We start from the raw sequence: 10,525 nt of genomic DNA on the forward strand, positions 1-10,525 counted from the left end.
AGAACGGGGGAAGAAAATGTTTCTCAAGAATGCTTGGTACGTCGCCACCTGGGATCACGAAATCGGACGAGACCTGACACCCGTAACGATGCTCGGCGAAAATATCGTTCTTTATCGTCTTCAGAATGGCAAGCTTGCAGCGCTCGAAGATGCCTGTCCCCATCGCAAGCTCCCCTTGTCCATGGGGCGTATCAAGGGCGACGACGTCGAATGCGGCTATCACGGACTGACCTTCGACTGTTCCGGCGCCTGCACCCGCGTGCCGGGTGCAGAGCGTATTCCACATGTGGCCTGCGTCCGCTCCTACCCGGTGGAGGAACGTTACGGGCTCGTCTGGGTCTGGATGGGTGAGGCCGCGAAAGCCGATCCTGCAGAGATTTTCCATGTCGAACATTTCGGTGATCCGTCCTGGGGCGTCAATCGCGGCGAGTCGATGACGATCAACTGCAATTACCTCTACATGACGGACAATCTGCTGGACCCATCCCACGTCGCATGGGTACATCAGAGCTCGTTCGCCAGTTCCGCCTGCGAAGAAACGCCATTGGAAACAACGGTGAAAAGCGATGGCGTCGTCGTCTGGCGCTGGATGCTGGATTCAGATCCGGCCCCCTTCTACGCACCGTTCCTGCAATTTGAGGGGAAATGCGATCGAAAACAGCATTACGAGGTTCGCTACCCCAGCAATGCCATCATCAAGGCCATCTTTGCACCATCAGGCTCCGGTGGCGAAGGCCGCGAATTGCCGGCCAATACGTTCTTGATGGACAGCTACAATTTCATGACGCCAGTCGATGAGAACCGCACGAAGTATTACTGGTTTCAGATGCGAAATTTCGCGCCCGACGACCCGGAAGTTTCAGCGCGCTTCGCAACATCCGTACGCGGCGCATTCGAGGAAGACCGTGTCGTGCTAGAGGCGGTCCACCACGGGATCGCGAACAAGAAGACTCCAAACCTCGATCTGAAGATCGATGTCGGACCGCTGCGGTTCAGACGCAAGCTTTCACAGATGATCGATAGCGAGACCATGAATGTCGTCGCTGCCGCGGAGTAAGCGCCTGCGCCAGAATGACTAACGATATGGTCTTCGCCTGCTCAAATGGGTCAGGCGGAGATGGCAAAAAAATAATAACCGGGAACATAGCTGGTGATCGGCAAAAGCCGACGCCCGCCACAAATCGGGAGTATCCTTGATGCGCCACATCAGGCAGCCTGAGCTCTATTCAGTGGACTATAATGTGCTGCGGCAACGTTTTCTTTCCGCCGCGCGCCGGTCGAATGCTGCGTTGTTCGAATATAAGCATCCATTGCATGGCCCAGGTGGAGAGCACCTTTTCACGGATGTTGCATATCTGGGCGAACGCAACGCGTCAAAAAAACTCGTCATCCTGTCCGGCACGCACGGAGTTGAGGGGCAATTCGGATCGGCTTGCCAGGCTGAATGGCTTGCCGCAAATAACCCTTTACCGCTTCCTCCCGATACGGCTGTGGTGATGATCCATCTGATCAACCCGTGGGGAACAGCATGGAGCCGACGGGTCAACGAGGACAATGTCGATCTCAACCGAAACTTCGTTGACTGGAAGAGAGCCGTTCCACGAAACGAACGATACGCCCCACTCCATAATGCATTTGTCTGCGCCGAGTGGGATGGGCCCGATCGTGACCGTGCCGATCAACTGCTGAGAGATGCCAAGGCCGCTTTAAATGGTCACGCCGGGATCGCCGCGATTATCGAAGCAGGCCAATACGACTTTCCAGACGGACTGTTTTATGGCGGCAACGGCCCGACATGGTCGAACCGCACCCTCAACGATATCTTGAGCACTTTCGTCAGTGGCGCGTCGGATGTCGTCGTCTTCGATCTTCACACCGGTGCAGGCCCTTACGGATATCCCGCACTGCTATCCGTGGCGGAAGAGGACCATGCCGGTCTGGAATGGGGCAGGAAAACCTATGGGCACGCACTTGCGGTCGTGATGACCGGCAATGGCGTAACGACCGATACCGGCATTGCGGCAACGGCCACGGGCTACGTTTCAGCAGCGGTCTGCAAATCCTTGCCGGAGAGCCGCGTATTGCCGCTGGTAATCGAATGCGGAACCCTTGAAGGCCCGGTGGTGATGGACGCCGTGCAGGCGGATAACTGGCTGCATCTTTTCGGGAATATCGAATCTCCGCTTGGGCAGAAAATCAAGAAGACGCTGAGAACGGCGTTCATTCCTGACGATCCCGAATGGCAGCAGAACTGTCTTGGGACAAGCTTGCGATATTTCGACCGCGCGCTGACCGCACTTGCCTCGGTTACTCCCCCGGCTTCAAAGGGCGCACCCGCTCCGGCTTTGGTGAGCGACTGGCCACCGGCCGTGCCTCTCAATACCAAACGCCATGAACGGCCAGCCGTTGAAGTTCATGATCTCCACAAAAGCTTCGGCACGCACGAAGTCCTGTCGGGCGTGGGGCTGAGTGCCGATCCCGGTGAAGTCGTTTCGATGATCGGCTCGTCAGGTTCCGGCAAGAGCACGTTTTTGCGCTGTATAAACCTGCTCGAACAGCCCAGCAGTGGAACGATCGTCGTTGATGGCGAGGAAATACGAATGAAGGGCGGAGCGAATGGCCGTTCGCAGCCAGCAGACATGCGCCAGGTCGAAAGAATTCGCGCCCGCGTGGGAATGGTATTCCAGAACTTCAATCTCTGGCCCCACATGTCCGTGCTTGAGAACATCATCGAGGCTCCCGTCCATGTTCTTGGCGAGCGTCGCCAGGATGCAATCGACCATGCCCATCAGTTGTTGAAGAAAGTGGGACTGTCGGAAAAGCATGCCCAATATCCCGGGCAGCTCTCCGGCGGCCAGCAGCAACGTGCGGCCATCGCAAGAACACTGGCCATGCGGCCAAAAGTCATCCTCTGTGACGAACCGACATCCGCTCTCGACCCCGAACTTGTGGGAGAGGTCCTGCGCGTGATCCGTCAGCTGGCAGAAGAGGGCAATACCATGATCCTCGTGACGCATGAAATGCAGTTCGCGCGCGAGGTATCTCACAAGATTCTCTTCTTACACAAAGGAAAGGTGGAGGAAGAGAGTACCCCGGCGGAATTGTTCACCAATCCGCGATCGGAACGCCTGCGTCAGTTTCTGTCGCGAACGTTATGACGTGATCCGCTGTGCCGGCGCTGTGTCCGGCAAATCAAACCCAACAAATAACCAAATAGGGGAATTCGCATATGAATCTGAAAGTCCTGTCACTCGCCCTGCTTCTTGCAGGCGTCAGCACGGCGCACGCTGCCGAAGGCGAATTGTCGATCGGCACCGAAGGTGCCTATCCACCATGGAGCATGGCCGATGCTGCCGGCAATGTAACCGGCTTCGACGCCGATGTCGGCAACCTGCTCTGCACGAAGCTCGCCGTGAAGTGCCGGTTCGTCGTGCAGGCCTTTGATGGCCTGATCCCTGCCCTCAAGGCGAAGCGCTTCGACGTCATCATCTCCGGGATGTCGATTACCCAGGATCGAAAAAAGGAAATCAATTTTTCGGTCGGATATGCTGAGCTGGCAAACATGTTCCTCGTTCCCAAGACGTCCGATCTCGCCGGCATCAAGGATATCGACACTTTGTTGAAGGGCTTGGACGGCAAGACGATCGGCGTTCAAACCGGCACGACGCACGCCCATTTCATCGAAAAGCGGGTGCCGAATGCCAATCTCAAAACCTACGACACGCTCGACAATATGCAGATCGATCTCGCAAGCGGCCGCGTTGAGGCAGCATTTGCAGACGCCTCTGCACTTCAGGATTTTCTCGCCAAGCCCGAAGGCAAGGACTTTCAGTTTGTCGACGTGAAAGTTCAGAGCAAATTCGATTCCACCCTCGGCGAAGGGATCGGCGTCGGTATTGCCAAGGAGAACACCGAGCTGAAGACGAAGATCGACAAGGCACTGTGCGAGCTCGTCGCGGATGGTTCGATCGGCAAAGCGAGCCAGAAGTGGTTCAAGATGGATATCTCCAGACCCTGCAACTAAGACGCCTGCCCCGCTCTTCCCAAAAGTGCGGGGCAACCACTCAATCGCAACCTGACAGGGTGCGCACGGTCGAAGACGCTGACGATGCCTGCTGCCAAAAAGGCAAGGGAGTGCGCAGCAAAACCAAGGCAAATCCAATGGAGTCTAGTCTGATCCTAGTTTGGCAGGGTGGTTGGATAAGAGCCATTCTGCAGGGGGCCGCAATAACGATTGCCGTCGGTACGGTCAGCATGCTTGTCGGTGCGTTGATCGGAACCTTGTGCGGGGTCACCAAGTGGGCGCGGATATTCCCGCTGACACTTGTGGTAGACGCCTATACCTCTCTCGTGCGGGGGGTGCCTGAACTGCTTATCATCTATCTGCTGTTCTTTTCTTCCGTGCAATTCGTGACACAGGTTGCCACAGCTTTCGGATATGCTGCCCTTGCGGACAGCGGATATGCCTTCATCATTGCCATCATTGCCATCGGTACGATTTCAGGCGCCTACTCGACCGAGGTTATCAGGGGAGCATTGGCTTCCATCCCGACGGGACACATAGAAGCTGCGCGCGCACTGGGGATTCCCGGGCGCCGCATCTTCAGGCGCATCATCATCCCGCAAATGCTACGCATTGCCATCCCCGGTATGAACAATGTCTGGCAGACAACCATCAAGGACACGGCACTGGTATCGGTTGTCGGGCTACAGGAACTGATGCGCGCCGCCTCGGTTGGCGCCGGTAGCACCCGCAATCCCCTGATTTTCTTTCTTATCGCAGCCGTCGTGTATTTCGCGATCACCATCATAAGCCAGGCTGGATTCGACAGGGTCGAACGCCTGGTGAGACTAAGGGCGAGGAAGTAACGCGATGGATATCGAATTCCTGAAAACATCGATGCCTTTCCTCTTGAAAGGGCTTTCCACAACGGCGACCATAACCGCGATATCTGTCGCGATCGGTTTCAATCTCGGCCTTGGTCTTGCGCTCATGCGGCTGTCCGAAAACCGTTTCCTTGCCGGGTTTGCAAAATATTACAGCATGGTCTTTCGCGGTACACCGCTGCTTGTACAGCTGTTCCTGTTTTACTACGGGCTTGGCCAAATTGGCTTTATCAAAGGCAATGCCATAACGTGGTGGGTGATTAGTGATGGTGCGCGCTGCGCGGTCATGGCGATGGCGCTCAACACGGCCGCCTATACATCGGAGATTCTGCGAGGCGGATTATTATCGGTTCCCGCGGGTCTCAAGGAAGCGGCCAAAGCCACGGGAATGTCACCATTTATGCGTTTCCGCCGGATCGAATTCCCGCTCGCCATTCGCCAGGCTCTGCCGGCTTACGGCAATGAGCTGATCCTCGTCGTCAAGGGTACGAGCCTTGCCTCGACAATCACGGTTCTCGAGATCACGGGATATGCAAAGCGCCTGATGAGCCAGACATTCGCGATTTTCGAGGTTTTCGCCTTGGCGGGTGCCATCTACCTCGTCATCAACCTCACCCTCGTCATGCTCATCCGCATGCTTGAGGCACATCTGATGCGTCACGAAGCGCGCTGAAGGCCAGTAGTCTCGAACCTTACGACTGCCTGTCACGCGAATTTATGGACTATATCGCCGCCTGGACAGCCAAAAAAATGGCGTTCTGGCGAACTGAACCGTAGCCGCCTATGTCGTGTCCGCGCCGCGCGCCTAAAGAGCGCGGCGTTGTCATGTCAGCCGGTGACTTTGCCGGGGTTAAGAGTGCATCCGCCATCGATTGCGGCCTTGATCCGCGTCATCAAGGCAAATTTTACCGGGTTCGCTGTCTTCCGCAACGCATGAATGCGTTTGGAGCCTATCCCATGTTCCGCCGAGAACGAACCACCCGATTGCGTCAGGTCGCGGTAGAGAACGGATTCGATGGCAGCAATCTTGGCGGGCGTCAGAGCTGCCCCGGCTGCATTGAGAACAATGTGAAGATTGCCATCGGCAATGTGGCCGAAGAGGTAGGGATCGAGGAGAGGATCGATTGACCGAAGCTCCGGTACGCAGCGAGCCACATATTCTCCGATCTGCGACAAGGGGACGGAGACGTCAAAGGACGGCGCAGCCGGGTATCTGCGATAGATAAGGTCCGTGTCCTCCCTCAGACGCCACAACTCTGCTTCCTGCGCCTTCGATGTTGCGACGACAGCGGACATGTTCGGATAGGTTTCATACAGCTCCTCGTAAATCCGGCCGAGCTCCATCTGAAGCTGTTCCTCGTCACCGCCGCCCAGAGACATGATGAGGTTGACAGGATAGTCAGGGGCATAATCTGGCGCCGACCAAAGGTGCTCGCCCGCCGTCAGGGAGAAAAACGAATTCCAGATCGCTTCCGCCGCACGCATGTGGCCATACCTCACGGTCAATCCCAGCCTGGTTGCATCAAGAGCCGCTTCAACGGAGGGAAGCCCAAAAAGTGCGGTTGCGGTTGCTGCGGGAACCGGCTCTAGCTTGATGGCAACCCTGGTCACAATACCAAGCGTACCCTCGGCCCCGATGAAGAGATGCTTGAGATCGTATCCTGCGGCGTTCTTCACCACGCGTGTCAGGTCGGAATATATCGAGCCATCAGGCAATACGACTTCCAGCCCGAGCACGCAATGTCGCATCACCCCATATCGAAAGGCAGAAATCCCGCCGGCATTGGTCGAGACCATTCCGCCAATCGTGGCAGAACCACGCGATGGCAAGTCGATGCCTGGCTCGAGACGATGCTCCGATGCGGCCGCCTGCAACGCTTGAAGCGTAACGCCCGCCTCCACAACGGCAACCCGCTCATCTGGATAGATTTCCACGATCCGGTTCAGCCGGGCGGTGGACACCACGATTTGACCGGGGACGGACACACCCCCGCCAACAAGCCCGGTTCGGCCACCCTGCGGTACAACCGATATACCATGGGCAACCGCAGTTTTTATGATCGACGCAACCTCGTGCGGAGATGAAGGGAAAGCAACCGCATCCGCACCGAAATTCGCAGGCGTTACGCCATAATCGAGATTGGCAACGGCATCACCGCGTTTCAGGTTCGACAGGCCGATAATCTGGTCGATTTCATTAAGAAACGCGGCGGACAAATCCCGTGTTGAGGCGGTATTGTGTTCGATCATGACGCGACTTTTGCCTCAGGAAGCTTATCTTTGAGTGAGCGTAACGCTTCGAGAAAACGGTCGTTTTCCGCAGGAAGCCCGACGGTCACACGAATGAAGCTGGCGAACTCCGGTTCTTTCCAGGGTTTGACGATGACGCCATGGGACAGGAAATGATCGAAAGCGATCGAACTGTCGCAACCAACATCGATGAAGAGAAAATTCGTCTGAGAGTCCGGAACGAAAAGATCAAGCGAGGCGATTGCCGCAGCCATGCGCCTGCGCTCCTTGATGACGCTTTCGACTGAAACCCGCATCCAGTTTTCGTCATCGAGCGCGGCAACTGCGGCCAATTGCGCGGCTGCATTGACGTTGAACGGTGTCTTTGCAGATGACATGGCCTGTGCCAGCCGCTCATCGGAAGCCACGGCATATCCGACGCGCAACCCAGCCAGCCCGTAGGCCTTCGAGAAGGTTCTGAGCACGACCCAGGAGATAGCGCTGTCAGCCAGTGTCTTAAGCCCATCTGGCGTATTCCCGTCGCAGAATTCGAAATAGGCTTCGTCGAAAACAAGCAACGTCTCTTTCGGGACAGCTGCAATGAGGGCTGAGAGCTGATCCAGTCGCAACGCCGGGCCCACGGGATTGGAAGGCGAGGAGATGAAGAATATCGATGGCTTTTCGCGCAATGCGGTCGTCATCGCCTCAAGATCGAACCGAAGATCCTTCGTCATCGGTATCTTGATGATTTTCGCACCATTTGCTTTGGGTTCGATTTCGTGAAGGCCGAAACCAGGTAGCATCGCGACCACGGTAGCATCCGGACGCAGGACCGCGCGACAAACGGCAGCAATCATCTCTTCCGAGCCGTTTCCAATCACAATCCGGTTTCCGGCAACGCCGATCTTTCGACTAAGCGCATCACGCAAGATCACACAGGCAGGATCCGCATAGCGTGAAGGGTCGAGACTGGCCAGCGCAGCGGTTACCTTCGGCGAGCAACCATATGGATTCTCATTGCTGGCAAGGGCCGCAATATCGGTCAAACCCGTCTTGCTTCGCGCAACGGCGATATTCATTCCAGCATTATAAGGCGGGAGTTCAGCAACGTGCGGGTTGAGTCTGAGTGTATCGGCCATGGGGTTGATCTCGCTGATTTGGATAAACGCTGGAATCTGGTTTCAGAGGTCGAGTACGACTGAACTCACGGGCTTGGAACAACAGAGGAGAACCTGCCCGGATGGCACGTCATCCAGCGGCTCTTCCACATATTCCACGTCGCCGGACACAAGGTCCTGGACACAGCTGCCGCAGACACCCGCGCGACAGGAGAATGCTGGCTCAATACCCCGGCTCTCCAGAAAGCTCAGGATGGATTTCGAGGCTGAATCCCACTCGAATCTGGCATTTGACTTTCCAAGAACGATCTCGATGCCTGAGTACTCAGGCTCTGACGCCACCGGAGCAACAGTGAGGCTGAGGTTTGCTTCCTTCTTCGGCTGCGATGGCGAAAGCAGGGAGGCAGGCCCGAAAAACTCGTAGGCAATCTTGCTTTTCTCCAAGCCGAGGGAGAGGAGCAGGTCATACATCGCCTGCATGAACGGCGGTGGTCCGCACATATAGACTTCGTAATCGTCCAGCGGCAGAAACGACTGCAAGGTCTCCCGCGTGATGAAACCGGCGGAATGGAACAGCCCGGCTTTAGCATCCTCGTCGGTCGGAAAACGATAACAGTAATGAATATGGACGTTGCTGCGCTGTTCAGCGAGCACCCGTACTTCTTCACGCAGCGCATGGGTAGCAGCCCCGTCGCAGGCATGGACGAACCAGACGGGCCGATCGCTTTCCGCAACCAAGACCTTCAACATGGATATCGTAGGTGTCAGCCCGACGCCACCGGACAAGAGAATAACCGGTCGCTGACTGGCCTTGTCGAGTTTGAAGGCACCACGCGGCCTGTCAATATGGATGACCGCACCCTCTTCTACGGCGTCATGGAGCCAGCACGAAACAAGACCATCGGCCATATCGGGCGCTAAAGCGGCCTCCCGTTTCACGGTAATACGATAGACCCCGATCTCATTTGGTCCTGACGAAACCGTGTAATTCCGGACAAGCGGTTCTTTGCCTTCGGGATGCGGTATCTGGATCGTCAGAAACTGGCCCGCCTCAAAAGTACACCAATCCGCAGGATCGAGAGGCGTGAGGTAAAATGACGTGATCGTGGCACTCTCGCGCACCTTGCGCTTTACCTCGAACGGGCGAAAACGTGGATCCAGGCGGGTCGTCATGATTTGCTTGTCCTGATGATTGCAATATCCGGAAATCCGCAGATCGCCTCGAGAGCTCTCCCCGTGAGATCGCTCAAGGCTTGCGTCAACCTGCAGACGATCAAAGGGTTTCGCGGGAGGCAGAACTTCCTCAAAAACTCGCTGGCAATTTGGTCTTCACCAATTTGCAGCCCCAAGGCCCCACCTCAATTTATCCCTCTGACAAATCTCATTATTTGCGCGTCAACAAAGAGAGACAATCCCGCCACAGATGCGTTTTTGTTTAGAAAAGCTAAACTAAGGGGGTTTGAATTGGCGCGAGCAACTCTGGATTTGCGCCCTCGTTTTTCACTGGGATACGCCAAAACAGAACGTGATCTTCAGAACCAATCGTTAGATAGTTGCAGAGTGCTCCGGGAGCAGGATACAGGCCTAGCTGCACGCTACCAGAGCCCCACGTGGCTATACCGCCAGCAAGTCATTTGCGGTATCCAAGGCCCTAAACGCAAGGTGCCCTCCGGGATGGGAGGGCTTTGTTGTTGATAGTCTTGAAGATATTGGTTGCGGGGGCAGGATTTGAACCTGCGGCCTTCAGGTTATGAGCCTGACGAGCTACCGGGCTGCTCCACCCCGCGTTACCAGCGTAAATCCCTATTGGATTTATCGCGACCAGCGTAAATCCCTATTGGATTTATCGCGACCAGCGTAAATCCCTATTGGATTTATCGCGACCAGCGTAAATCCCTATGGGATTTATCGCGACTGCATCACAGGGACGCTGTGATGTATAGTTCCGGAGCAAATTGCCGAAGGCGATTTGTCTCCTTTAAGGGACGCACGCTGCGTTTTCCTTATGTTTTCATGTTCCGCAATGCAAAAAGGCCGCTTTGAGCGGCCCTTTGTATCGGCTGGGCCGAAGAGTTTGCTTGAGAAGATATTTGTTGCGTTTTGCAGACCTGGCAGCGACCTACTCTCCCGCGTCTTGAGACGGAGTACCATTGGCGCTGGGGCGTTTCACGGCCGTGTTCGGAATGGGAACGGGTGCAGCCGCCCCGCGATAACCACCAGGTCGGCAAAACGCAACACAGTTCATGTTTTCACATGAGTGTTGTTTCGAGAAGCTGGGAAGCTTGCGCTTC

Annotated in this window: 8 protein-coding genes, 1 tRNA gene, 1 rRNA gene and 1 pseudogene; 6 read left to right on the forward strand and 5 right to left on the reverse strand. The window is 56.0% G+C overall.

Annotation, left to right across the window (positions count from 1 at the left end; translation table 11 throughout):
• Positions 1-16 precede the first annotated feature (16 nt).
• The 6 genes and pseudogenes from GH784_RS24940 to GH784_RS27560 all read left to right on the forward strand — a co-directional run.
• Positions 17-1,057, forward strand: a complete 1,041-nt coding sequence (locus GH784_RS24940; protein WP_065702562.1) for an aromatic ring-hydroxylating dioxygenase subunit alpha — start codon at positions 17-19, stop codon at positions 1,055-1,057.
• A 139-nt stretch (positions 1,058-1,196) separates the two neighbouring features.
• Positions 1,197-3,158, forward strand: a complete 1,962-nt coding sequence (locus GH784_RS27650; protein WP_083211516.1) for a DUF2817 domain-containing protein — start codon at positions 1,197-1,199, stop codon at positions 3,156-3,158.
• A 71-nt stretch (positions 3,159-3,229) separates the two neighbouring features.
• Positions 3,230-4,024, forward strand: coding sequence for a transporter substrate-binding domain-containing protein (locus GH784_RS24950; RefSeq protein WP_003514202.1), 795 nt, complete (start codon positions 3,230-3,232; stop codon positions 4,022-4,024).
• Between the two features lie 137 nt (positions 4,025-4,161).
• The gene (locus GH784_RS24955) at positions 4,162-4,869 is read left to right on the forward strand and encodes an ABC transporter permease (protein WP_065702561.1); all 708 of its coding nucleotides are present in this window, start codon (positions 4,162-4,164) and stop codon (positions 4,867-4,869) included.
• Positions 4,870-4,873: 4 nt separating this feature from the next.
• Entirely contained in the window at positions 4,874-5,560 is a 687-nt protein-coding gene (locus tag GH784_RS24960) for an ABC transporter permease (protein WP_013636823.1), read from the forward strand.
• Positions 5,539-5,664, forward strand: a pseudogene (locus tag GH784_RS27560) (S-(hydroxymethyl)glutathione synthase); the annotation flags it as partial. The gene GH784_RS24960 and the pseudogene GH784_RS27560, both read left to right, overlap by 22 nt.
• A 51-nt stretch (positions 5,665-5,715) precedes the next feature.
• On the opposite strand, the gene GH784_RS24965 reads toward GH784_RS27560, so the two are convergent.
• From GH784_RS24965 to rrf, 5 genes are all read right to left on the reverse strand, one after another.
• A complete protein-coding gene (locus tag GH784_RS24965; protein ID WP_065702560.1) occupies positions 5,716-7,137 on the reverse strand; it encodes an FAD-binding oxidoreductase in 1,422 nt (473 codons plus the stop codon).
• Positions 7,134-8,255, reverse strand: coding sequence for a histidinol-phosphate transaminase (gene hisC, locus GH784_RS24970; RefSeq protein ID WP_065702559.1), 1,122 nt, complete (start codon positions 8,253-8,255; stop codon positions 7,134-7,136). The genes GH784_RS24965 and hisC overlap by 4 nt, the downstream gene beginning before the upstream one ends.
• A 42-nt stretch (positions 8,256-8,297) precedes the next feature.
• Positions 8,298-9,407 carry a 2Fe-2S iron-sulfur cluster-binding protein gene (locus GH784_RS24975; RefSeq protein ID WP_065702558.1) on the reverse strand — a complete coding sequence of 370 codons (1,110 nt, stop codon included), beginning with the start codon at positions 9,405-9,407 and terminating at the stop codon, positions 8,298-8,300.
• A 537-nt stretch (positions 9,408-9,944) separates the two neighbouring features.
• A tRNA-Met gene (locus tag GH784_RS24980) sits at positions 9,945-10,021 on the reverse strand.
• 319 nt (positions 10,022-10,340) lie between these two features.
• Positions 10,341-10,455: ribosomal RNA gene (rrf, locus tag GH784_RS24985) — 5S ribosomal RNA — on the reverse strand.
• Positions 10,456-10,525: the final 70 nt, after the last annotated feature.

This window comes from Agrobacterium tumefaciens (assembly GCF_009649785.1).
Classification (GTDB): domain Bacteria; phylum Pseudomonadota; class Alphaproteobacteria; order Rhizobiales; family Rhizobiaceae; genus Agrobacterium; species Agrobacterium tumefaciens.

Bases quoted from the DNA above. Each gene is read 5' to 3' on its own strand.
- GH784_RS24975 (WP_065702558.1), bottom strand. From the start codon at position 9,407: ATGACGACCCGCCTGGATCCACGTTTTCGCCCGTTCGAGGTAAAGCGC.
- GH784_RS24965 (WP_065702560.1), bottom strand. From the start codon at position 7,137: ATGATCGAACACAATACCGCCTCAACACGGGATTTGTCCGCCGCGTTT.
- GH784_RS24940 (WP_065702562.1), top strand. From the start codon at position 17: ATGTTTCTCAAGAATGCTTGGTACGTCGCCACCTGGGATCACGAAATC.
- hisC (WP_065702559.1), bottom strand. From the start codon at position 8,255: ATGGCCGATACACTCAGACTCAACCCGCACGTTGCTGAACTCCCGCCT.
- GH784_RS24955 (WP_065702561.1), top strand. From the start codon at position 4,162: ATGGAGTCTAGTCTGATCCTAGTTTGGCAGGGTGGTTGGATAAGAGCC.
- GH784_RS24960 (WP_013636823.1), top strand. From the start codon at position 4,874: ATGGATATCGAATTCCTGAAAACATCGATGCCTTTCCTCTTGAAAGGG.
- GH784_RS27650 (WP_083211516.1), top strand. From the start codon at position 1,197: ATGCGCCACATCAGGCAGCCTGAGCTCTATTCAGTGGACTATAATGTG.
- GH784_RS24950 (WP_003514202.1), top strand. From the start codon at position 3,230: ATGAATCTGAAAGTCCTGTCACTCGCCCTGCTTCTTGCAGGCGTCAGC.